This window comes from Ralstonia mojiangensis (assembly GCF_023955645.1).
Classification (GTDB): Bacteria; Pseudomonadota; Gammaproteobacteria; order Burkholderiales; family Burkholderiaceae; genus Ralstonia; species Ralstonia mojiangensis.
Map to the genome: position 1 here is coordinate 785,363 of NZ_JAMXHU010000003.1, position 21,585 is coordinate 806,947.

At 64.4% G+C, this 21,585-nt stretch carries 20 protein-coding genes and 1 tRNA gene; 11 read left to right on the forward strand and 10 right to left on the reverse strand.

Annotation, left to right across the window (positions count from 1 at the left end; all coding sequences use genetic code 11):
- Nucleotides 1–192 precede the first annotated feature (192 nt).
- The 4 genes from ubiD (at nt 193) to NG898_RS15870 (ending at nt 6,323) form a co-directional block, all read left to right on the forward strand.
- Nucleotides 193–1,704, forward strand: a complete 1,512-nt coding sequence (gene ubiD, locus NG898_RS15855) for a 4-hydroxy-3-polyprenylbenzoate decarboxylase (RefSeq protein ID WP_252693315.1) — start codon at nt 193–195, stop codon at nt 1,702–1,704.
- A 129-nt stretch (nt 1,705–1,833) separates the two neighbouring features.
- Nucleotides 1,834–3,345 (forward strand): NAD-dependent succinate-semialdehyde dehydrogenase, encoded by a 1,512-nt coding sequence (locus tag NG898_RS15860; protein ID WP_252693316.1) that lies wholly within the window; start codon nt 1,834–1,836, stop codon nt 3,343–3,345.
- A gap of 80 nt (nt 3,346–3,425) precedes the next feature.
- On the forward strand, nt 3,426–5,480 hold the full coding sequence (locus NG898_RS15865) for an acetoacetate--CoA ligase (protein WP_252693317.1): 2,055 nt from the start codon (nt 3,426–3,428) through the stop codon (nt 5,478–5,480).
- A 129-nt stretch (nt 5,481–5,609) separates the two neighbouring features.
- Entirely contained in the window at nt 5,610–6,323 is a 714-nt protein-coding gene (locus tag NG898_RS15870) for a hypothetical protein (protein WP_252693318.1), read from the forward strand.
- An 84-nt stretch (nt 6,324–6,407) separates the two neighbouring features.
- Here NG898_RS15870 and NG898_RS15875 read toward each other — a convergent pair whose 3' ends face one another.
- Both NG898_RS15875 and NG898_RS15880 read right to left on the reverse strand, forming a co-directional pair.
- Complete coding sequence (locus tag NG898_RS15875) at nt 6,408–7,613, reverse strand: amino acid aminotransferase (protein ID WP_252693319.1); 1,206 nt, start codon at nt 7,611–7,613, stop codon at nt 6,408–6,410.
- Nucleotides 7,614–7,644: 31 nt separating this feature from the next.
- On the reverse strand, nt 7,645–8,571 hold the full coding sequence (locus tag NG898_RS15880) for a DMT family transporter (RefSeq protein ID WP_252693320.1): 927 nt from the start codon (nt 8,569–8,571) through the stop codon (nt 7,645–7,647).
- Nucleotides 8,572–8,689: 118 nt separating this feature from the next.
- Between NG898_RS15880 and NG898_RS15885 the strand changes: the two genes are divergently transcribed.
- The 3 genes from NG898_RS15885 to trmB all read left to right on the forward strand — a co-directional run bounded on the left by NG898_RS15885 (nt 8,690) and on the right by trmB (nt 10,304).
- Entirely contained in the window at nt 8,690–9,229 is a 540-nt protein-coding gene (locus tag NG898_RS15885; protein ID WP_252693321.1) for an Lrp/AsnC family transcriptional regulator, read from the forward strand.
- 141 nt (nt 9,230–9,370) lie between these two features.
- Nucleotides 9,371–9,444: transfer RNA gene (locus NG898_RS15890), tRNA-Gly, on the forward strand.
- Between the two features lie 86 nt (nt 9,445–9,530).
- On the forward strand, nt 9,531–10,304 hold the full coding sequence (gene trmB, locus NG898_RS15895; protein WP_252693322.1) for a tRNA (guanosine(46)-N7)-methyltransferase TrmB: 774 nt from the start codon (nt 9,531–9,533) through the stop codon (nt 10,302–10,304).
- A 25-nt stretch (nt 10,305–10,329) separates the two neighbouring features.
- On the opposite strand, the gene NG898_RS15900 is transcribed toward trmB, so the two are convergent.
- The 4 genes from NG898_RS15900 to NG898_RS15915 all read right to left on the reverse strand — a co-directional run bounded on the left by NG898_RS15900 (nt 10,330) and on the right by NG898_RS15915 (nt 13,351).
- Nucleotides 10,330–11,442, reverse strand: a complete 1,113-nt coding sequence (locus NG898_RS15900) for an NADH:flavin oxidoreductase/NADH oxidase (RefSeq protein WP_252693323.1) — start codon at nt 11,440–11,442, stop codon at nt 10,330–10,332.
- 118 nt (nt 11,443–11,560) lie between these two features.
- The gene (locus tag NG898_RS15905; protein WP_004629568.1) at nt 11,561–12,442 is read right to left on the reverse strand and encodes an undecaprenyl-diphosphate phosphatase; all 882 of its coding nucleotides are present in this window, start codon (nt 12,440–12,442) and stop codon (nt 11,561–11,563) included.
- Between the two features lie 51 nt (nt 12,443–12,493).
- On the reverse strand, nt 12,494–13,087 hold the full coding sequence (locus tag NG898_RS15910; protein ID WP_252693324.1) for a DUF1439 domain-containing protein: 594 nt from the start codon (nt 13,085–13,087) through the stop codon (nt 12,494–12,496).
- 6 nt (nt 13,088–13,093) lie between these two features.
- Nucleotides 13,094–13,351: a YkgJ family cysteine cluster protein gene (locus NG898_RS15915; protein ID WP_252693325.1), complete on the reverse strand. Its 258-nt coding sequence runs from the start codon at nt 13,349–13,351 to the stop codon at nt 13,094–13,096.
- Between the two features lie 182 nt (nt 13,352–13,533).
- Here NG898_RS15915 and NG898_RS15920 point away from each other — a divergent pair, with 182 nt between their 5' ends.
- From NG898_RS15920 to NG898_RS15935, 4 genes are all read left to right on the forward strand, one after another.
- On the forward strand, nt 13,534–14,277 hold the full coding sequence (locus tag NG898_RS15920) for a TetR/AcrR family transcriptional regulator (RefSeq protein WP_252693326.1): 744 nt from the start codon (nt 13,534–13,536) through the stop codon (nt 14,275–14,277).
- A gap of 95 nt (nt 14,278–14,372) precedes the next feature.
- Nucleotides 14,373–15,023, forward strand: coding sequence for a protein-L-isoaspartate O-methyltransferase family protein (locus NG898_RS15925; protein ID WP_175537113.1), 651 nt, complete (start codon nt 14,373–14,375; stop codon nt 15,021–15,023).
- A gap of 23 nt (nt 15,024–15,046) precedes the next feature.
- A complete protein-coding gene (locus NG898_RS15930) occupies nt 15,047–15,379 on the forward strand; it encodes a rhodanese-like domain-containing protein (protein ID WP_252693327.1) in 333 nt (110 codons plus the stop codon).
- Nucleotides 15,380–15,524: 145 nt separating this feature from the next.
- Nucleotides 15,525–16,961, forward strand: coding sequence for a TolC family outer membrane protein (locus NG898_RS15935; protein ID WP_252693461.1), 1,437 nt, complete (start codon nt 15,525–15,527; stop codon nt 16,959–16,961).
- Here the strand turns inward: NG898_RS15935 and NG898_RS15940 are convergent, their stop codons facing one another.
- From NG898_RS15940 to NG898_RS15955, 4 genes are all read right to left on the reverse strand, one after another.
- Nucleotides 16,962–17,642: an META domain-containing protein gene (locus NG898_RS15940; RefSeq protein ID WP_252693328.1), complete on the reverse strand. Its 681-nt coding sequence runs from the start codon at nt 17,640–17,642 to the stop codon at nt 16,962–16,964. It lies immediately after the preceding gene.
- Between the two features lie 101 nt (nt 17,643–17,743).
- Nucleotides 17,744–19,060, reverse strand: coding sequence for a lipid IV(A) 3-deoxy-D-manno-octulosonic acid transferase (gene waaA / locus NG898_RS15945; RefSeq protein WP_252693329.1), 1,317 nt, complete (start codon nt 19,058–19,060; stop codon nt 17,744–17,746).
- Nucleotides 19,060–20,058: a lipopolysaccharide heptosyltransferase I gene (waaC, locus tag NG898_RS15950; protein WP_252693330.1), complete on the reverse strand. Its 999-nt coding sequence runs from the start codon at nt 20,056–20,058 to the stop codon at nt 19,060–19,062. Before waaC ends, waaA begins: the two co-directional genes overlap by 1 nt.
- A gap of 43 nt (nt 20,059–20,101) precedes the next feature.
- Nucleotides 20,102–21,490 (reverse strand): phosphomannomutase/phosphoglucomutase, encoded by a 1,389-nt coding sequence (locus NG898_RS15955; protein WP_252693331.1) that lies wholly within the window; start codon nt 21,488–21,490, stop codon nt 20,102–20,104.
- Between the last annotated feature and the right edge of the window lie 95 nt (nt 21,491–21,585).

Below are 21,585 nucleotides of genomic sequence, written 5' to 3' on the forward strand. Positions count from 1 at the left end.
GTTATGATTCAGCCTGCATTGTTGGGACTAGCTGACCTGCGATGCGTTCTGTCATCAGGGAGCCATGGGGTTTTGGCCGTACAATCGCGGCCACCCTGCCTACACCAAAAAAATGTCTCCCGGACGACCGTTCGGAGGGCCAGCCCCTCCACGTGGTAGGCGATCCACCTTACCTTTGGTTACAAAATCTCCATGCAATACAGGGACTTACGTGACTTTCTCGCCCAGCTTGAACGCGTGGGCGAACTGCGCCGCGTGCGCCAGCCGGTATCGCCACGCCTGGAAATGACCGAAGTCTGTGACCGCCTGCTGCGCGCCGAAGGCCCAGCGGTGGTCTTCGAGCAGCCGGTGGACGGCGCACAGAAGTACGACATGCCGGTGCTCGCAAACCTGTTTGGCACCACGCGCCGTGTGGCGCTGGGCATGGGCGCGGAGTCGCTCGAAGAACTGCGGGACGTGGGGCGCCTGCTCTCGGCGTTGAAAGAGCCCGAGCCGCCGCGCGGCCTGCGTGAAGCCGGCAAGCTGTGGACGATGGCCAAGGCCGTGTGGGATATGGCGCCGCGCAAGGTGTCGTCGCCGGTGTGCCAGGAGATCGTATGGGAAGGGAATGACGTCGACCTCGCGCGCATTCCTGTACAGACATGCTGGCCAGGCGATGCGGCGCCGCTCGTCACGTGGGGGCTGGTGATCACGCGCGGGCCGCACAAGAAGCGGCAGAACCTGGGCATTTACCGACAGCAGGTCATCAGTCGCAACCAAGTCATCATGCGTTGGTTGGCGCACCGGGGCGGCGCGCTGGATTTCCGCGAGCACGCCATCGCGAATCCGGGCCAGCCGTTTCCGATTGCGGTGGCACTGGGCGCAGACCCGGCGACCATTCTCGGCGCGGTAACGCCGGTGCCGGACACGTTATCTGAATACCAGTTTGCCGGCTTGCTGCGTGGCAGTCGGACCGAGCTTGCGACATGCCTGACACCTTCGCTCGCGCAAGCACAACTGCAAGTGCCTGCCGGCGCCGAAATCATCCTCGAAGGCCACATCCAACCGGACCGGACACACCCGAGCGGCTATCAACACGCACTCGAAGGCCCCTTCGGCGATCACACCGGCTATTACAACGAGCAGGACTGGTTTCCGGTGTTCACGGTCGAGCGCGTCACGATGCGCCGCGACCCGATTTATCACTCTACGTATACAGGCAAGCCGCCCGATGAGCCGGCCGTGCTCGGCGTGGCGCTCAATGAAGTGTTTGTGCCGCTGCTCCAGAAGCAGTTTCCGGAGATTGCCGATTTCTATCTGCCGCCCGAGGGCTGCAGCTACCGCATGGCGCTGGTCAGCATGAAGAAGCAATATGCCGGCCACGCCAAACGCGTGATGTTTGGCGTGTGGAGCTTCCTGCGGCAGTTCATGTATACGAAGTTCATCGTGGTGGTGGACGACGACGTGAACCTGCGCGACTGGAAGGAAGTGATCTGGGCGATCACCACGCGCGTGGATCCGGCGCGCGACACGGTCATGGTTGAGAACACGCCGATCGACTACCTTGATTTCGCCTCCCCGGTGTCAGGCCTGGGCTCCAAGATGGGCATCGATGCCACCAACAAATGGCCCGGCGAAACTACGCGCGAATGGGGTCAGCCCATCGTCATGGATACCGCTGTCAAAGCCAAAGTCGACGCCATGTGGGACACGCTCTTCCAATAACCACAAGGCTTGGCGGCCTGGCCTGCGAGCGAACGATCGTTCGGTTATTCTTAGCGAGTTAAGCGACTGCTGCATCTAAAAGGCGGGCCCTCTTTGTCTACTGGGCCCGCCTTCCTTATGGAGAACGCCATGGCCGAAGCACTCGACTCATCCCGCACCGCCGCCAACGCGCTGGAGCGCATCACAGACCGCACCCTCGTCAAAACGCAGTCCTACGTCGACGGCGCGTGGGTGGGCGCGGCAGACGGCGCGACCTTCCCCGTCTACGACCCTGCCACCAACGCACACCTGACCGACGTCGCCAATCTCGGCCACGCAGAAACGCTGCGCGCCATCGACGCGGCCAATGCGGCGTGGCCCGCATGGCGCGAGCTGACCGGCAAAGAGCGCGCCGGCCTGATGCGCCGCTGGTTCGACCTGCTGATTGCCAACGCCGACGACCTCGCCGCACTCATGACCGCCGAACAAGGCAAGCCCCTGGCCGAAGCCAAGGGCGAAATCGTCTACGGCGCGTCGTTCATCGAGTGGTTTGCTGAAGAGGCCAAGCGCGTCTCCGGCGACGTGATGGCCAGCACCTGGCGCGACAAGCGCATGGTCGTGTTGAAGCAGCCGGTGGGCGTGTGCGCCTCCATCACGCCGTGGAACTTCCCGCTGGCGATGATCACCCGGAAGGTTGCGCCGGCCATGGCGGCAGGCTGCACCATCGTCATCAAGCCGGCCGAGCAAACGCCGCTGTCCGCGCTGGCGATGGCCGAACTGGCGCACCGCGCAGGCATTCCCAAGGGCGTAGTCAACGTGGTGACGGGCGACGCGGACCGATCCATCGCCATCGGTAAAGCCCTGTGCGAATCGCCGATCGTGCGGCATCTGTCGTTCACGGGGTCGACGCCGGTGGGCCGCATCCTGATGCAGCAATGCTCGCCGACGGTGAAGAAGGTGGCGTTGGAACTTGGCGGCCATGCGCCGTTCATCGTGTTCGACGACGCCGACATCGATGCCGCCGTGGAAGGCGCAGTGCAGTCGAAATACCGCAACGCCGGCCAGACGTGCGTGTGTACGAATCGTTTCTACGTGCATGCCTCGGTGTACGACGTGTTTGTCGAGAAGCTCTCGGCCAAGGTGCGCGGCATCAAAGTCGGCAATGGCTTCGAATCGGGCGTGGTGCAAGGCCCGCTGATCGACGATCAGGCCGTGGAGAAAGTGCAGCGCCACATTAACGACGCGACGCAGAAAGGCGCGCGCCTGACCGCCGGCGGCAAGTTGATGCAGGGCTTCGGCTCGCAGCGTTTTGTCGAGCCCACCGTGCTGGCCGACGCCACGCCCGATATGCTCATCGCGCGCGAAGAAACTTTCGGCCCGGTCTCCGCCATCTTCAAGTTCCAGGACGAAGCGGAAGTCGTGCGCCTGGCCAACGACACCGAGTTTGGCCTGGCGTCGTACTTCTTCAGCCGCGACATCGGCCGCATCTGGCGCGTGGCCGAGCAGCTCGAATACGGCATGGTCGGCATCAACACGGGGCTGATCTCGAACGAGGTTGCGCCGTTTGGTGGCATCAAGCAATCGGGCCTGGGCCGCGAAGGTTCGGTCTACGGCATCGACGAGTATCTCGAACTCAAGTATCTGTGCATGGGCGGCATCTGAAACGCCATCCCCCCTTGGCCGACCTGCCACATCGATAGAGCGGGCGGCCTTCCCCCTTGCCTGACCGGCGGAGGAGACACATGAGCACCATCCAGGAAGGCGCCCTGCTGTGGACGCCATCGGCTGACTTCATCGCGCGCGCGCGCCTGACGCATTACCTCGACTGGCTTGCGCGCGAACGCGGGCTGCGCTTCTCAGCCACCACGTCCGAGGGCTACGCCGAGCTGTGGGACTGGTCAACCACAGAGCTGGAGGCATTCTGGACGTCCGTCTGGGACTACCTCGATCTGCGCGCCTCGACACCTTTCACGCGCATGCTCGGCGAGCGCACCATGCCCGGCGCGCAATGGCTGGTTGGCGCAAAGCTCAATTACGTCGATCAGGTCATGCGCCATGTGGAAGAAGGCGGCAGCCCCGACCGCACCGCCATTCGCTACGCCAGCGAGACGAAACCGCTGGCCGACCTGTCATGGCGCGAACTGCGCCAACGCGTTGCCTCGCTGGCGGATGCGCTGCGCAAGATGGGCGTGGTGCCTGGCGACCGCGTTGCCGCGTATCTGTCGAACACGCCGGACGCGATCGTGGCGTTTCTCGCCACGGCCAGCGTCGGGGCGATCTGGTCCGTCTGCGCACCTGACATGGGCCAGGTGGCCGTAACGGACCGCTTCCGGCAGATCGAACCGAAGGTGCTGATCGCCGTGGACGGTTATCACTACGGCGGGCGCGCGTTCGACCGCACCGACGTGGTCGCGGAGATGGTCGCCGCGCTGCCGACGGTCGAACACCTCGTCGTCGTGCCGCAACTGCTCGGTGATATCAACCGCGCGCGCTTCCCGGCGGCCCGCGACTGGCGCGACCTGACAGCGAACGACGTACCGCTCGTCGTCACGCCCGTCGCTGCCGACCACCCGCTGTGGATTCTCTATTCGTCCGGCACCACCGGCATGCCCAAACCCATCGTGCATGGCCACGGTGGCCTGCTGCTGGTGCAGACGATGATGGGCGCGCTGCATCTCGACCTTGGTCCGGACGACGTTTATCACTGGTACAGCAGCACCGGCTGGGTCATGTGGAATTCGCAGGCTAGCGGCCTGCTCGGCGGCGTGACGCTCGCCATCTACGACGGCAATCCTGGCACGCCCGATCTCAATACGCTGTGGCGCTTCGCACAGGATGCGGGCGTGACCTTCTTTGGCGCCGGCGCAGCGTTCTTCGCCAACTGCCTGAAGGCCGGTATCGAGCCCGGTCGCGATTTCGACCTGTCGAAACTTCGTGCGGTCGGCTCGACCGGTTCGCCGCTCTCAGCCGAGGCGTACGACTGGATCTACCACCACGTGAAGGCCGACGTCTGGCTCAATCCGATTTCCGGGGGCACCGACTTCGCCGGATGCTTTGTGGGCGGCGTCGCCACGCTGCCCGTCTATGCGGGCGAGATGCAATGCCGCAACCTCGGCTCGCGCGTGGAAGCTCTGGACGAAGCTGGCAAACCCCTCATCGACGCGGTGGGCGAACTGGTCTGCACGGCACCCATCCCGTCGATGCCGCTCTTCTTCTGGGGCGACACCGATGGCAACCGCTACCGCGACAGCTACTTCGATATGTACCCCGGCCAGTGGCGCCACGGCGACTGGATCAAGATCACCCCGCGCGGCGGCGCCATCATCTACGGGCGTTCGGACGCCACCATCAACCGCCATGGCATCCGCATGGGCACGGCGGAGCTGTACCGCGTGGTGGAAGACCTGCCCGAAGTGCTCGACAGCCTTGTCGTCGACCTAGAATTTCTCGGCCGGGAATCGTTCATGCCGCTGTTCGTCGTGCTGCGCGAAGGCGCGACGCTCAACGACACGCTGCGCAGCACGATCAACGCACGCATCAAGGCAGGCCTGTCGGCCCGGCATGTGCCCAACGTGGTCGTACAGGCGCCCGGCGTGCCGCGCACGCTCTCGGGCAAGAAAATGGAAGTGCCGATCAAGAAGCTGCTGCTGGGCGCGCCGCCCGAGCGCGTTGCCAACCCTGATGCGATGGCCAATCCAGACGTTCTGGCGTGGTATGCGAGCTACGCCCAGTCGTTGGCTCAGAACAGCGGCACCGCCGGTGAGCCCGCACCAGCACTGGAATCGTGGCGGAGCTAGACCAATCGTTGGTCCCTCGGTTCACAATCTCCGCCAATTGAACGATGGCACGGCCCGGATGTGATGACTAACGTACAGCTTGCACCGGCACATCAAGATGCCGGGCGAGCTGGTTAACGGGGAATCACTATGCTTGCAACGACGAACGTCCTCGTCAAAACCGAGGACGGCCGTGAAGCCTTGGCCGAGCGCCGCCACGACATGCAGATGCGCCAGCGCCATCTGCTGATCCTCATCGACGGTGCCCGCACGGTCGGCCAACTGCATCAACTGCTGAGCGACTGGCCGGACCTAGACGAACTGCTGGTGGGGCTGCAACAGGCTGGCATGGTCGACGTTCTGCCGGGGATCTCGCGTGAGAACGCAACGGCCGCCCAACCGTTCGACCCCATCACCCACTTCAACCGTCCCTTGCTCGACGATGCTGGCGACAGCATCCCCGCTGCCCTGTCGCTCATCTACGACGAACTGCCACCGTTGACGGGAATGACGCTCGGCCTGCAAGCGGTAGCTGCCCCCATCGACGAGCCAGCGGCCAATGACCCAAGCGCACCGCCTGCGGCTCCGGTCCAGACTTTCTCTGTGCCACTGCCTGCCGTTCCGCCGGAGTTGGCCGACGTGTTGCCCAACGTGGTCAAGGTCGAGTTGATGCGTTTGGCTGTGCAGCACTTCGGTTCGGCTGCGGGAACCGCCATGCCGCTGCTGCGTGCCTGCAAGGAAGACCCGCAATCGCTGTGCGACGTGGTTGCGGCGTGCGCGAAGGCTGCGGCCCCAATGGCGGGCGAACACGCCGCTGCGAAGTTCGTGGATGCGGCCATGCAGGCGATGGCGCTGCGGCGTTAGGCAACGGCACCGATGTGAGCGCGACCTGCTTCCAGACAGTGCAGAGCGCGCTGCCTGGGTTCAAGGCGAAGTCATCCAGGTCGTTCAGGCCAACGCACAAGCCATGTCGGAAGCCACGGCGACGAGTGCGCCGGCCACCCGGTCGATCTGGTCCGGTGCGAGCCCGGCAATATTGATCCGGCCGCCCTGGGTGCCATAGATGGCGTGATCTACGCGCAAACGCTCCATGGCATCGGCATCCAGCGGCAGCATGGAAAACATGCCTTTGTGCCGCGACAGATTCTGTAGCGAAACGGGAGCGCCCAGACTGGCCAATGCGTCATCAAGGCGGCGCCGGTTGCCCACGATGCGCTGACGCATGTGCTCTAACTCGTTACGCCAGGACGCCGCCAATGCGACATCGGCAAGGATGGCAGCCACGATGGCCGCGCCGTGATCGGGCGGCATCGAATAGTTGCTGCGTGTGATGCGCTCCAGCACGCCGCCCACCGGCTGCAGGGCAGCCCTGTTCTTGCCAATCACCATCGCCGCGCCGGTGCGTTCGCAGTACAGACCCATGCTCTTCGAGCAGCTTGCCGCCACCAGCACCGTATCAAGCGCATCGACGAGCAACCGCAGGCCCGCGGTGTCCTGCTCCAGACCGTCGGCAAGACCCAGATAGGCCATGTCGACCAGCGGGATCAGGCCCTGCTTGGCGCAGCGCTCTGCCACGCTTTGCCAGACATCGATGCCCATGTCGATGCCGGTCGGGTTGTGGCAACAACCATGGAGCAGAACGATATCGCCAGCACCTGCAGCCCACAGGTCCGCGAACATGGCATCCGCGTCGAGCACCCCGCCTTCGGCACGCCAGCGGTAGCGGTCCACTGCAAGCCCTGCCGCTCGCATGATGGGCACGTGGTTGACGTAGCCAGGGTCAGACACCCAAACACGAGCACCGGGCGAAGCCACGGCGATGAAGTCAGCGAGCAATCTGAGCGCGCCGGTCCCACCCACGGTCTGCATCGTGTGCTGGCGTGCCAGGCGACCTACGTCGTTGCCGAGCAGCAGCGTCGCCAATCCGGCATTGAAGTCGGTATTGCCGGCCAGCCCACGGTAAGCCTTGGAGGCACCGGCGGCGGCCAGGCGCTCTTCGGCGGCCTTCACTGCGGCCATGACCGGCGTCTGTCCGGAGTCATCGCGGTAGACACCGACAACGAGATCGACCTTGTCGGGGCGAGGGTCCGCGCGGAAAGCAGCGGTCAGCCCCCACAGCGGGTCCGGGGCAACGGTGGCGAGAGTTGCGAGCATGGTGTGGTCTCCGGAAGAGCGATGCGATGGTCTACGCGCGGTTTGCGAGGATCACGCCAGCGGTGATCACGGCAATGCCGCATGCAACAGTCAGCGTCAGCGATTCACCGAGCAAAGGCACGGCCCCCAGACAGGCCAGCGCGGGCGCCAGCGAACCAATGGCGGAACAGCGCGGTGTATCCAGATGACGAATCGCCAGCGCGTAGGACAGACTTGAAATCACGCCAACCCCCAAGCCCTGGGCCAGCAGGAAAGGCATGGCGTTGGCCACGGTGAAGTGCCCGACATGGCTGTCGACCACGCCCAGGCTCACCAGCAGCGCAGTCAGCAAAAAGGACGGCACGCTCAGCAGCAATGCGCAACCGATGGCATCGAGCCCCGCCCGGCGCAACCCAAGCGTGTAGCTGCCCCAGAGCAGACTTGCCAGCAACAGCAATGCGGCGCCCGCGACAAACGTGCCGTGCGACGCGTGCGATTGCGATACCAGCAAGAGCAGCACGCCCGCGAGGATGATCGCGATCGCCCGCCCGCGTGCCACAGCGATGCGCTGGCGGTCCACCACATACGCGATCAGCGCCACCGACAGCGGCGTCGTACCCGCGATCAACGCAGCCACGTGGGCGGCCGATGTCACCTTGCCGCCGGCCGAGGCCATGAAGAAAAACGGCACGCCGCCGCCCACCAGGACCATCAGCGCGCTGAGCGGCTTCACCCGCCGCAGCATCGGCCAGCGGGCGGGCAGGAACGGCAACAGCAACAAGGTCGGCAGGCCGAATCGGATGAGCGCTACGTCGGCAGGCGCCAGCGGCGACGCGCCAATCGCTCGGATCGACAGCGCGAACCCGGCCCAGATCAGCACCGTCAGCACCATCGCCGCATACCCGATCAGCGGGTTGGCCTGGAAGGCATTTCGCCCGGCCTGCGCGCCCACGCCTACCGTCAATGTCGAACCACGCATGCCGCCACCCTCGCTTTCAGAATGGAGACAGAATGCCCCAGTACAAAAAGTAGTATCTTGCGATTTCCGCTAATACTGCGCGTCGCTTTGGCAGAACCTGCCACTCTGGAAAAATCACATGGATAAGAAAGACAGGCAGATCATTGCCGCCCTTCAGAAAGAAGGCCGCTTGACCAACCAGGAGTTGTCGGAGCGGGTGAACCTGTCGCCCTCACCCTGCCTGCGTCGGCTGCGGTTGCTGGAAGACGCGGGCATCATCCGTGGCTACACGGCTATCGTTGATGAAGAGGCGTACGGGCTGCCGGTCACGGCATTCGTGCATATTCGTCTGCAGCAGCACTCGCGGGAGGTGGTCACTACCTTCGAAAATCGCATCCGCGCCATCGACGCGATCCTCGATTGCTATGTGCTGACCGGCGAGGCGGATTACCTGCTGCGCGTGCTGGTGGAAAGCCTGCAGGACTACGAGCAGTTCGTGCGCGGGCAATTGCATGCCATCCCGGGCATCGCCGCCATCGACACGAGCTTTGCGTATGGCGTGGTCAAGCGCTCGACGGTGTTTCCTGCGTGGGATGAGAACAAGAGGAGTACGGTGCGGCGGCGTGAGAAGCCATCGGGGCGGTATGCCACCGACAAAGAATCGGACGTTGGCCGTTGATTTCGTCGATGCCGCGCACGTCGTTGTTGCCTCCGACTTCAGGTGACCGCCTTGGGAAAGGCGTGTACGTCACTTTAAATTCATCGACGCGTTGCCGTCACTTGCCCAACTCCCGCAACCCCGCATAAAATGGTCGGCTACGCGGGCGTCGTATAATGGTAATACCCTAGCTTCCCAAGCTAGAGCCGTGGGTTCGATTCCCATCGCCCGCTCCACCGAACAGTCTGAAGCCGCCCTCGGCGGCTTTTTTGTTGCCTGCTCGCCCGCCATTCCACCGACGGGCAACCGGCACGGGATCTCCATGCAGCCCATCGAACAACCGGGCACCGGCCCCGACGACATCACGCCGGAATCGCAAGACACCCATACCGCGGAAGGCGCCGAGACGGGCGCGGAAAGCGGCCACCCGCGCCGCATCCGCTCGTTCGTGCGCCGCGCCGGCCGCACGTCGACCGGCCAGCAGCGCGCCATCGATGAGCTTGGCCCACGCTTCCAGTTGCCCTACACCACCGAGCCGCTCGACTGGGACGCCGCCTTCGGCCGCACCGGCGCCAAGCGCATCTTCGAGATCGGCTTCGGCATGGGTGAGACCACCGCGCACATCGCGCAATTGCGGCCGGACGACGATTTCTTGGGCGTGGAAGTGCATGAGCCGGGCGTCGGTGCGCTGCTCAAGCTGATCGGCGAACGCGAGATCGGCAACATCCGCATCGTTTCGCACGATGCGGTGGAGGTGCTGGCGCAGATGATTCCGGAAGGCACGCTCGATGGGATTCATGTGTTCTTCCCCGACCCGTGGCACAAGAAGCGCCACAACAAGCGACGCCTGATCCAAAGCCCCTTCGTGGCGCGTCTGGCGGCCCACCTGAAGCCGGGCGGCTATCTGCATTGCGCGACGGACTGGGAGGAATACGCCCACCAGATGCTGGAAGTGCTGTCCGCCGAACCGACGTTGGAAAACACCGCTGACGGCTTCGCGCCACGCCCGGACTATCGCCCCGTCACCAAGTTCGAGAAGCGCGGCCTGCGCCTCGGGCACGGCGTGTGGGACGTGGTCTTCCGCAAGCGGGCCTAACCACGTCCGCGCAGGCTGCCGCCCGTCAGCGTGCGCCGAAATGCGTATCGCCGAAGAGGTTTTTGGCGTGGCGCGGGAAAGCGCGCCAATATTGCGGCGGCGCCTTGACCGTCGCGCCCAGCTCAGCGGCGGCCGCCCAGGCCCAGTGCGGGTTGTAGAGGAACGCCCGGCCGACAGCGACCAAGTCCGCACGCCCTTGCGCAACGATGGCCTCCGCCTCGCGTGCTTCGTTGATGAGGCCGACGGCGAAGGTGGGGATGTCGGCCTCGTTTCGGATCTTCTCGGCAAACGGCACCTGGTAGCCGGTCGACAGCGGAATCTGCTGCAGCGGCGACACACCGCCCGACGACGCATCGATCCAATCGCAGCCGCGCGCACGCAGCGCCTGCGCAAACACCACCGAATCTTCCGGCGTCCAACCGCCCTCCACCCAATCGGTGGCCGACACGCGCACGCCCACCGGGATGTTGTCCGGCACCACGGCGCGCACCGCATCAAAAATCTCCAGCGGATAACGCATGCGGTTTTCACGCGAACCGCCATAGGCATCGGTGCGCTGATTGGCAATCGGCGACAGGAATTCGTGCAGCAGGTAGCCGTGTGCGGCGTGCAGCTCGATGGCCGACAGGCCAAGCCGCACACCGCGGCGTGCGGTATCGACGAACTGATCGCGCACGCGGGCGAGGTCCGCATCGGTCATTTCGCGCGGGGCGCGCTCTTCGGGGCGCTGCGGCAACGCGGACGGACCCATCGTTTCCCAGCCGCCGGCATCGAGCGCCAACAATGCACCGCCTTCCCAGGGGCGAGCGCTTGAGGCCTTGCGGCCCGCGTGCGCGATCTGCATGCCGATCGGCACCAGGGCGTTCTGGCGAATGGCAGCCAGCGTGCGCTCAAGCGCAGCTTCGGTCGCGTCGTCCCACAAACCCAGGCAGCCATTGGTGATGCGCCCTTCCGGCGACACCGCGGTCGCTTCGATCATCAGCAACCCGGCACCCGAAAGCGACAGACCGCCCAGGTGTGTGTGATGCCACGCCGTAGCTTGGCCGTTATCAGCCGAGTACTGGCACATCGGCGAAATGACGATGCGGTTCTCAAGCGTGAGACCGCGCAAAGAAAAAGGCTGGAAGAGAGCACTCATGATCGGGAGATTCGGAGTCAGCGGCTGGCTAAAGAGGCTGCCAGTGTGTCCGAATCCGCCCGATCGTGCAGACGGTGCGAAAGCCTCGCACCGAGGAAGGGAAATGCTCGCCGGTGGCTTAGGCTTGCCAGGCGATGAGGTGCGTATAAGCCGTCACCAGAACGATGACCCCGAAGATGATCCGGTACCACGCAAAGCCGCGGAAATCATGCGTGGCAATGAACTTCAGCAGCCAGCGCACGCAGAAGAACGCCGAGATAAATGCGGCCACAAAACCCACCGCGAAGATCGACAGATCGTCCGCCGACAGCAGCGCGCGCGACTTGTACAGCTCGTACACCGTCGCGCCAAAAATCACGGGAATCGCCAGGAAGAACGAGAACTCCGTGGCCACCTTACGCGACAGCCCGAACAGCAGGCCGCCGATGATGGTCGAGCCCGAACGCGATGTGCCCGGAATCAGCGCGAAGCATTGCGCAAAGCCCACCTTGATGGCATCGGAGATGCGCAGGTCATCCAGCGTTTCAATGCGTGGCGCGCCAGCCTTGGCCGCTTCGAGCAGCGCGTTGGCGCGCGGGTCATGCGTCTCGCCGCGATGACGTTCGCGCCATTCGGCCCACAGGATCACGAAGCCCCCGAGGATGAACGCCGACGCCACCACGATCGGGTTGAACAGATGCGCCTTGATTGCCTTGCCGAAGATCAGCGCAAGCGTGATCGCAGGAATCGTCGCCACGATCACGTTGATCGCAAAGCGCTGCTGACGTGGATCATTCGGCAGCCCCTTGATCACGTCGATGATCTTGTGACGGAACTCCCAGCACACCGCCAGGATGGCGCCGAACTGGATCACGATCTCGAAGATCTTGCCCTTCTCGTCATTGAAGTCGAGCAGTTGGCCAGCGAGGATCAGATGGCCCGTGCTGGAAATGGGAAGGAACTCGGTCAGACCTTCGACGATGCCGAGAATCAGCGCTTTGATGGCGAGTGCGATATCCATGCAGTAAGCAAAGAGGGAAAAGAAAATGAAGCGCTGGGCGCGCAGCAGAATTCAGGGCCGCTTGGCCTGAACGTGCACGCCTTCGGGCAAAACCGTGATTGTACCGGGCTCCACGGCCATGCCAGCCACTTTCAACTGTTCGGGCTTGAACGTGTAGACGGCGTAGTCGTTGAGCAGCTGGCCGGCAATCAACGAACCGATCGAACTGATCTGCGGGCCGATGCCGCCGGGCACGTTCTGCAAATCGAAGCGATCGACGCTGGGCTGATCCAGGCGAATCGAATGCGTGGGTGCGTCGTAATGCAAACCGCTGGATACGGCCAGCGGCCCCGTCAGCGGCTGGCGGAACAGACCGCTCTGCACCACGGCATCTGCCTGGATGGCGATGCGGTTGCGCGCGGGGTCGAGCGACACCTGCGGGTTCGACAGCGTCACGTCAAAGAAGCCGAGAAAGCGCCGCTGGAACGGAAACTTGCGCGCAAGCGCGTCCTGCATCTGGCCGCGAGAAAAGGTGTAGCCGTCACCGGTCCAGCCGGTCGGCATGCAAGCCACGAGCGTGACGGCAACGGCCACTGCAACAGCGGCCGCACCCGCCCACCAGCGGACGCGGCTGGAGCGGGCGGCAGGTTTCGTGGAATCGGTCATGACAAATCAGTGCGCTGCGGTAGCGATTTCAAGTCGGGTCAGAAACTGCATGGCGTGCGTGGCCGAGCCGCCGCACATGTCGGGCTCGGGCTGCAGGCTGCTGCAGACCGCCGGACGTTCCGGCCGGCCAAAGATACGACAACCGTTGGCCTCGTCCAGTTGCGCACAGCGCACGCCGGCCGGCTTGCCGTTCGGCATGCCTGGAATGGGGCTGGAGATGGAAGGCGCGATGCAGCACGCGCCGCAGTGGGGCCGACAGTCCATGCTGTCCTAGTCAACGAAATCGGGGCGGAAACCGCTATTGTGCACCAGCACAATCGAGGCCCAGTCTGATTGACAAATGCCGATGCCGCTTGACCCACCCTTGCGGCATGCGTACATTAATGACCGGAAAGTAAGTTATCTGTGAGTCAGTGACCGTGCGCACTGACTGACGCCCTACCGCCGTGACTGATCAAGATTCCGAGTCTTCCTCCAAACGCTGGACCCGCCGCAAAGAGGCCCGCCCCCAGGAACTGGTCGCCGCCGCGCTGAACCTGTTCGTGGCGCGCGGCTATGCGGCCACGCGACTGGAAGATGTGGCGTCGGCCGCCGGGGTATCCAAGGGCACGGTCTACCTGTATTTCGCCAACAAGGAAGAGCTGTTCAAGGCCGTGGTCCAGGAAAACCTGGTGCCCGCACTGGCCGAGGGCGAGGCCCTGATCGACAGCTTTGATGGCACCAGCGAAGCGCTGCTGCACGAGATTCTGATGGGCTGGTGGGAGTTGATCGGCGAATCGCCGGCTTCGGGCTTGACCAAGCTGCTGATGGCCGAATCAGGCAACTTTCCCGACTTGGCGCAGTACTACCACGAAGAAGTCATCGCGCGCTGCGACCGCTTGTTCGCGCGCATCCTCGAACGTGGCATGGCCCGCGGCGAATTCCGCGACGTCAACATCGACCTCACCACGCTGACCATGGTCGCGCCGATGATCTTCCTCATGATGTGGAAGCATTCGTTCGGCCCGTGCTCGCACCGGGAGTTGGAACCCAAGGCATTCATCGCCCATGTCGTGTCGCTGCTGCTGCACGGCGTGCTTCGCAATCCAGTGACAGGCCCAGTGATTCCGCCGCCGCCCGCCCTCACCGCGCAACCATGGCGCACGTTGCCAGAAGGTCCTGGCAACCCCGATGAAGGCGCCGCGTCATGACAATGTCTGCCGGATTGTCCTCCGGACTTGCTAAAATGCCGGGTTTGTCGTCAAACCCTCATTTGCATCACTCGCTCCGCGTGGAAGGCATGCCCATGGACATCGAAAAATCCCGGTTCAACATGATCGAGCAGCAAATCCGTCCCTGGGACGTGCTCGATACCGACGTTCTCGACCTGCTCAGCGTCGTCAAGCGCGAACACTACGTGCCGGAGGCCTACCGCGCGTTGGCCTTTGTCGACATGGAAATCCCCCTGGCCGGCGGCCAGAACATGCTGGCTCCGCGCGTAGAAGCCCGGGTGCTGCAGGAACTGGCTGTGCGCAAGCATGAAGACGTGCTGGAAGTGGGTGCAGGTTCCGGCTACATGGCCGCTCTGCTGGCCCATCGCGGCCGCCAGGTCACCACGCTCGACATCGTGCCGGAGCTCATCGCCTTCGCTCGCGACAATCTTTCGCGCAACGGCGTAACCAACGTCGACGTGGTCGAAGCCAGCGGCGCGCAAGGCTGGGGAGATGGCCTGTACGACGTCATCTGCGTATCGGGCTCGGTGCCCGCCGTGCCGGAAGCACTGCTCAAGCAGCTCAAGGTGGGTGGTCGCCTGTCGATCTTCGTGGGTGGGGCGCCGGTCATGGAAGCACAACTCATCACGCGCATCTCGAACACCGAATATCAAACGCGCAACCTGTTCGAGACGTACGTGGCGCCGCTGGTGGGCGTTCCCGCACCGTCGCTCTTCCGCTTCTGACCACTCCCGGCTCCCCAATCATCATGCAACAGCTCGCTCCCACCGCCCTCGCTCAATGGCTCGCCGACGCATCGCGCGCGAAGCCCGTCCTGCTCGACGTGCGCTGGACGGAGGAGTTGGAGATTTGTGCCATTCCTGGTATCACGCACATCCCGATGGATCAGATCCCGGCGCGTGCCGGCGAGCTGAATGCTGACCAAGACATCGCCTGCATCTGCCACCACGGCGGACGCAGCGCGCAGGTTGCGCAGTATCTGATCACGCAGGGTGGCTTTGATCCCGCGCGTGTCTACAACCTGCAGGGCGGCGTCCACGCCTGGGCCAACCAGGTCGACCCGCAGATGGCGACGTACTGATTGGGGAAGCCGCCGCCGGGCAAAGCCCTGTTCACGCTCCACAGGCACTGAACAGGGTCTGACGCGCCCGCGCTGCCTTCCGAACGCGAACGTTTCCTCCTCGCTCGGGGGCTTTATGACTGTTGCTCGCAGTAGCCGTACGCGGATGGCCGCGCGCGGTTCGCTTGTTGTGCTGTGCTGTTCGATGATGCCGATGTTCGGGTGGGCGCAGACCCAACCGAACACGCCGGCTGCGACCGACCTCCTTTCCGCCTACCGTGCCGCGCTGGCCAACGATCCGCAATTCGCGTCGGCCCGTGCGCAGTCGCTCGCGCAACGCGAGAAACTCACGCAAGGCCGCGCCGGCTTGCTACCGCAGATCGGCGGCGCCTGGAGTTCCACGCGCGTCATCTTCGATCAAACCGCTCCGGCCGAATTCAACAAGACGTTCTCATCGACGGGCTGGACGCTGTCGCTGTCGCAGCCGCTCTTCCGCTGGGACCGCTGGGAAACCTACAAGCAAGGCGAAATTGCCGCGCAGGCCGCCGAGGCCTCGCTCGCGCAAGCGCAGCTCGATCTCATCACGCGTACGGCGCAGGCGTACTTTGACGTGCTTAACGCGCAGGACACGCTGCAGCTCGCCACCGCGCAGCGCGATGCGATCCAGCAACAATACGAGCAGGCGCGCCGCAATTTCGATGTCGGCAACGCCAACATCACCGACGCAAACGACGCACAGGCCCGCCGCGATGCGATCGACGCCAGCGTCATTGCCGCACGCAGCGACTTCGAGATCAAGCAATCGGCGCTCAAGCAGATCATCGGAGAGCCCGTTGGCACGCTGGCCGGCGTGCGCCCGGGCGTCACGATCCCCCAGCCTGAACCCGCTTCGGCAGAACCCTGGGTCGACCAGGCGCGCAGCAGCAATCTGCAAGTGGCGCTGGCGCAGTACAACCTGCAAAGCGCTGAGCGCGATGTGAAAAAAGCGACCGCAGGCCATCTGCCATCGGTCGATCTGGTGGCGCAGACCGGCCACACCAATGCCAGCGGCAACCAATACCTGCCCTCGCTGCCGGGCGGCGCACGCTTTGACAGTTCACAGATTGGCGTGCAGGTGTCGATTCCGATCTTTGCGGGCGGTGCGATCCAGTCGCGCGTGCGCGAAAACATCGCGCTGGAAACCAAGGCCGCGAACGACCTCGAGTTCGCCCGCCGCTCTGCCGAGCAAGGCGCACGGCAAGCGTACATCGGCGTAATCGCAGGGCTGGCGCAGGTAAAAGCGTTGGAAGCGGCCGAGCTATCGGCGCGCACAGCGTACGACTCCAACCAGCTCGCCTACGGGGTGGGCGTGCGCATCGGCACCGACGTGCTGAATTCGCAGGCGCAGCTCTTTCAGGCGCGGCGCGATCTGGCACGCGCGCGTTACGACACCATCGTCAACGGGCTGCGGCTGAAGTCTGCCGCCGGCTCGTTGAGCGAGGCAGACGTGATCCAGGTGAATACGCTGCTCACAGCCAACGGTTCGAGCGATATCACCGCGTTGCCGCCGGCAAGCGCCAAACCCGAACTGGCGAAACGTGCCGGCAAATCGGCCAAACGCTGATCAGTGTGTCTGACCGCGCGGCGGCAGCGGCCGCTCCGCAAACTGCAGCAACGCGCCGCTCGCTGTTTTCCAGATGACTTGGCGGCCTTGCTTGCCGTTGGCCGAGGGCTGCATACCGACGGTCGCCAGGGGCGATTTGAGCGCCTCCAGGAACGCAGTCTCCAGTTCCATACGCGCCGGGTCGCACGCCATGCGCGTCGACACCAGGTTGCCAAAGCGCATGCCCGAGGCGAGCTTCTCATACGGCCCCGAGAAGCGGTTGCAGCCCGAATAGCCGGACACCACGCCGTTGGCCGCCTCCAGGCCACCACTGAACTCGATTGAGATCGGCTGCGTAGCCGGATCAGCATCGTCGCCCTCGGCGGATGGCAATTCCTTGGGCGCGGCGCCTGACTCTTGCCAACGCACGAGCACGAAACGCGAGCGGCCTTCGCCCTGCGCTTGGGCGAGGGTCGCCTGGCCCGGATTGGGCGCTGCGTTAGCAGGTGTCTGTTTGGCTTCAGCAGCCGGCGCTGACGCGGCAGCGGGGGCCGTCGCCGGGGGCGTGGATGAAGGCGCCGGCGTCATGCAGCCGGCACCGATGATGGTGGCGGCGGTCACTGCGGCCAGCGCCACGGCGGTCAGCACCACGCGGCGCGGCGTTTGCAGCAGGCTCGGCTTGGGACGATTCGGTTGGGACATGAACGTGTCGTGAACGGTAACGGAATGCAAACCACATGAAGAGCCGTTAGTCTGCGCGGCTCGCCATGAGTTCGCACTTTTCGTGCCGAACGTGCCCTACGTTACAGCGTCGGCAAGACCAGGGACGCCACAGCCTCCACCGTGCGCGCCGTCGCACCGCCGTGTGTGGCGGCAAAAGCCAGCGCAGCGCGCGATGCGGCCTCGCGCGTATCGGCATCCGACAGCCACGCGTCGATCACACGCATCACCGCAGCGGCGTCCTCTACCTGCTCGCACGCACCTGCGGCTACGGCATCGCGCGTCGCCTGCGCGAAGTTGAACGTATGCGGGCCGATGACCACGGGCGTGCCAACCGCGCAGGCCTCGATCAGGTTCTGACCGCCGAGCGGAAGCAGGCTGCCGCCAATGAACGCCGCTTCACCAGCCGCGTAATACAACGCCATCTCGCCCATCGAGTCGCCGAGCAGGACGTCGGCGTCGGCAAGTTGCTCGGCGTCCATCACCCCTGCCGCGGACACCGACAACGCACTTCGACGCACAACACGCAAACCTGCGCGCTCGGCGGCCTGGGCCACTTCATCAAAACGCTGCGGGTGACGCGGCACGAGGATCAGCAAGGCATGCCTGCGCCCCACATGCTGCGCGCGATGCGCTTGCCACGCGTCGAGCAGCAACGCCTCTTCGCCTTCACGCGTGCTGGCGGCCACCCATGCCGACCGGCCACGTAGCGCGTCGTGCAGCACGCGGCCAGCCATGATCTGGTCCACATGCGGTGTGATGTCGAATTTCAAGTTGCCGGTCACGCGCACCCGCGGCACGCCGAGCGAGCGGTAGCGATCGGCATCGTCGGGCGTTTGGGCTAGCACCGCGGCGAGCTGCGCGTACGTCTGGCGCGCGGCATCGCCAAGACGTGCAGTACGCCGGTGGCTGCGCGCAGACAGGCGTCCGTTGACGAGCACCATCGGCACGCCCGCCGTATAGGCGCGCTCGATCAGCACCGGCCAGATCTCCGTCTCCATCAGCAAGCCAAGGCGCGGCTGGAAATGACGCAGAAACCGATCGACTGCGCTCGGCAAATCGTACGGCAGGTAGGCCTGGATGACGCGGCCGTTGCGTTGCGACGCAAATTCGGCGCCAGTGCGGCGACCCGTCGGCGTCATGTGGGTCAGCAGGACAGCGTGGTGCGGAAAGCGCGCAAGCAGCGCATCGATGAGCGGCTGCGCGGCGCGCGTCTCACCAACGGACACGGCATGCACCCACAGCAAAGGGCGATCCGGATTCGGGCGTGGCGGGTAGAAGCCAAGCCGCTCGCCAACGTGCTGACGATAACCGGGCTCCTTGCGGCCGCGCCACCACAGGCGCAGCAATGCGAACGGCAGCGCTATGCGCCACAACCAGCGATACAGAACGCGCAGCATCAGAGCACACCCAGCGCACGCAGCGCATCGAGCGCTTGCGCGCTGGTGGGATGGGCCTCGGCGCTGCCGAGGTCGTGCACATTAGGCGTCCAATAACCGCCCGTGCGCCACGAGGTGGTGAAGTTGTAGAGCGCGACGGTCGGTTTGCAAAGCGCGGCCGCGATGTGCACAAGACCAGTGTCTACACCCACCACCGCAGTCGCCTGATCAAGAAACGCCGTCACATCCGGCAGCGACATACGCGGCGGAATCACCACGCGGCCCACCGTGCCCGGCGCTGCAGCGACGATGGCTTCGCGGATGGATTCACTCGTGCGCCGCTCGGCCTCGCTACCCCACGGCAGCGCGATAGCGTAGTCACGCGCCAGCAACTCACGTGCGACATCAACCCACGCCGCCTGCGGCCACCCCTTGTCGGCACGCGAAGTCGCATGCACCAGCGCCACGTATGGACGCGGCAGCTTGAATGGCAAGTCGGCCGGCGGCTGCAAACCGAAATCGATGGTATCGGGCAACGCGTAACCGAATGCCTCGGCCACCATGCGGCGCGAGCGCTCGACCACGTGCACGCGCGGCTCCATCTCAATCTTGCGCTGATAGAACAGCTTGGCGAGCGGTTCGTAACCGGCACCGTCCGTGCGATTGCCAAGGCCCGCCACGAAACCACCCGGCGTCAGCTTGGCCTGCGCGGCAATGAGCGCCGTCTTGATGAGCCCCTGCGTGTCGAGCACCGCGTCATACGACTTGGCACGCAACGCGCGACGGAACGCCGCCATCTCGCCCCACGTTTTTCCGGATCCAAGCGACTTGCGCCAACGCCGCAGCGCAAACGGAATCACACCCTGCACGCCCCGCACGATGCGGACGATCCCTGCGAAACCTTCTTCAACCACCCAGTCGATCTCGGCATCCGGATAGGCCCGCAGAATATCGGCCACGACCGGCGTGCAATGCACCACATCGCCAAGCGACGATACCTTGACGATCAGCACACGCATGCCGTCACCCTTTCCCCCAACTTCATGAGTGCGAACCGTGCGATCAGAACGGCAGTTGCGCGTCCGGCTTCTCGGCCAGGATCACGCGGCGGAATTCGCCCTGGATGCGCGCCATCGCGGCATCGTTGTCGGCTTCGAAACGCATCACCACCACCGGCGTGGTGTTGGACGGGCGCGCCAGGCCAAAGCCATCTTCGTATTCCACGCGCACGCCATCGATGCGATTGACTTCCTTCGCGCCTGCAAACGTGGCGTTGGCCTTGATCTTGTCGAGCAGCTCGAAAGATTCTCCCTCGGCACACTTCAGTTGCAACTCAGGCGTGCAGTGTGAGTTCGGCAGCGCATTGAGCGTGGCGCTCGGGTCAGCCAGACGCGAGACGATCTCCAGCAGGCGCGCTCCCGTGTAAAGCCCGTCATCAAAGCCGTACCAGCGGTCCTTGAAGAAGATGTGGCCGCTCATCTCACCGGCCAGTGGTGCGCCGGTTTCCTTCAGCTTGGCCTTGACCAGCGAATGGCCAGTCTTCCACATCGTGGCCTTGCCGCCGTGCTCGCGAATGAACGGCGCCAGCTTGCCCGTGCACTTCACGTCGAAAATGATCTCGCCGCCCGGGTTGCGCGACAGGACTTCCTCCGCGAAGAGCATCAACTGGCGGTCGGGGAAGATGACTTGGCCATCTTTGGTCACCACACCCAGGCGGTCGCCATCGCCGTCGAAGGCGAGGCCAAGTTCGCAGTCGGTGGTCTGCAGCGTGCGCACGAGGTCCTGCAGGTTCTCGACGTGGGCGGGGTCCGGATGGTGGTTCGGGAAATGGCCATCCACCTCGCAGAACAGCTCCGTCACCTCACAGCCCATCGCGCGGAAAAGCTCCGGCGCAAAAGCGCCTGCAACGCCGTTGCCGCAGTCCACGGCAATCTTCATCGGGCGGCTCAGCTCGACGTCCGAGACGATTCGGTCGATGTACTGTTGGCGGATGTCCACTTGAACGTAGTCGCCTGCGCCCTCAGTGAAATCACCCTGCTCGATGCGCGTGCGCAGCGCCTGGATTTGGTCGCCATAGATGGCCTGGCCAGCCAGCACCATCTTGAAGCCGTTGTAGTCCGGCGGATTGTGGCTGCCCGTGACCATCACGCCCGATGTGGCGCGGCGCCCGGCCAGTTCGATGTTCGTGCCGAAGTACACCATCGGCGTGGCCACGAGGCCCAGATCGATCACATCGACCCCGCTCGCGCGCAGGCCGTCTGCCAGTGACGCCAGCAGTTCCGGGCCCGACAGGCGGCCGTCGCGGCCGATGACGACGGCGGATTCACCCTTGGCGCGCGCTGCGGAGCCGAAGGCGCGGCCGATCAGGCGAGCGGTTTCAGCATCGACGGTTTTTTCGACGATGCCGCGGATGTCGTAGGCTTTGAAGATGGTGGGGTTGATGCTACGCATAAGAACGCCCTAAGAAAAATCAATGCTGCCAATTGTAAGCGCTGAGCTGGACAACCTCCGGGAGCACCGGTCCAAAACGTTTGAAGCCCCCTCCG

Bases quoted from the DNA above. Each gene is read 5' to 3' on its own strand.
- ubiD (WP_252693315.1), top strand. From the start codon at position 193: ATGCAATACAGGGACTTACGTGACTTTCTCGCCCAGCTTGAACGCGTG.
- NG898_RS15860 (WP_252693316.1), top strand. From the start codon at position 1,834: ATGGCCGAAGCACTCGACTCATCCCGCACCGCCGCCAACGCGCTGGAG.
- NG898_RS15865 (WP_252693317.1), top strand. From the start codon at position 3,426: ATGAGCACCATCCAGGAAGGCGCCCTGCTGTGGACGCCATCGGCTGAC.
- NG898_RS15870 (WP_252693318.1), top strand. From the start codon at position 5,610: ATGCTTGCAACGACGAACGTCCTCGTCAAAACCGAGGACGGCCGTGAA.
- NG898_RS15875 (WP_252693319.1), bottom strand. From the start codon at position 7,613: ATGCTCGCAACTCTCGCCACCGTTGCCCCGGACCCGCTGTGGGGGCTG.
- NG898_RS15880 (WP_252693320.1), bottom strand. From the start codon at position 8,571: ATGCGTGGTTCGACATTGACGGTAGGCGTGGGCGCGCAGGCCGGGCGA.
- NG898_RS15885 (WP_252693321.1), top strand. From the start codon at position 8,690: ATGGATAAGAAAGACAGGCAGATCATTGCCGCCCTTCAGAAAGAAGGC.
- trmB (WP_252693322.1), top strand. From the start codon at position 9,531: ATGCAGCCCATCGAACAACCGGGCACCGGCCCCGACGACATCACGCCG.
- NG898_RS15900 (WP_252693323.1), bottom strand. From the start codon at position 11,442: ATGAGTGCTCTCTTCCAGCCTTTTTCTTTGCGCGGTCTCACGCTTGAG.
- NG898_RS15905 (WP_004629568.1), bottom strand. From the start codon at position 12,442: ATGGATATCGCACTCGCCATCAAAGCGCTGATTCTCGGCATCGTCGAA.
- NG898_RS15910 (WP_252693324.1), bottom strand. From the start codon at position 13,087: ATGACCGATTCCACGAAACCTGCCGCCCGCTCCAGCCGCGTCCGCTGG.
- NG898_RS15915 (WP_252693325.1), bottom strand. From the start codon at position 13,351: ATGGACTGTCGGCCCCACTGCGGCGCGTGCTGCATCGCGCCTTCCATC.
- NG898_RS15925 (WP_175537113.1), top strand. From the start codon at position 14,373: ATGGACATCGAAAAATCCCGGTTCAACATGATCGAGCAGCAAATCCGT.
- NG898_RS15930 (WP_252693327.1), top strand. From the start codon at position 15,047: ATGCAACAGCTCGCTCCCACCGCCCTCGCTCAATGGCTCGCCGACGCA.
- NG898_RS15935 (WP_252693461.1), top strand. From the start codon at position 15,525: ATGGCCGCGCGCGGTTCGCTTGTTGTGCTGTGCTGTTCGATGATGCCG.
- NG898_RS15940 (WP_252693328.1), bottom strand. From the start codon at position 17,642: ATGTCCCAACCGAATCGTCCCAAGCCGAGCCTGCTGCAAACGCCGCGC.
- waaA (WP_252693329.1), bottom strand. From the start codon at position 19,060: ATGCTGCGCGTTCTGTATCGCTGGTTGTGGCGCATAGCGCTGCCGTTC.
- waaC (WP_252693330.1), bottom strand. From the start codon at position 20,058: ATGCGTGTGCTGATCGTCAAGGTATCGTCGCTTGGCGATGTGGTGCAT.
- NG898_RS15955 (WP_252693331.1), bottom strand. From the start codon at position 21,490: ATGCGTAGCATCAACCCCACCATCTTCAAAGCCTACGACATCCGCGGC.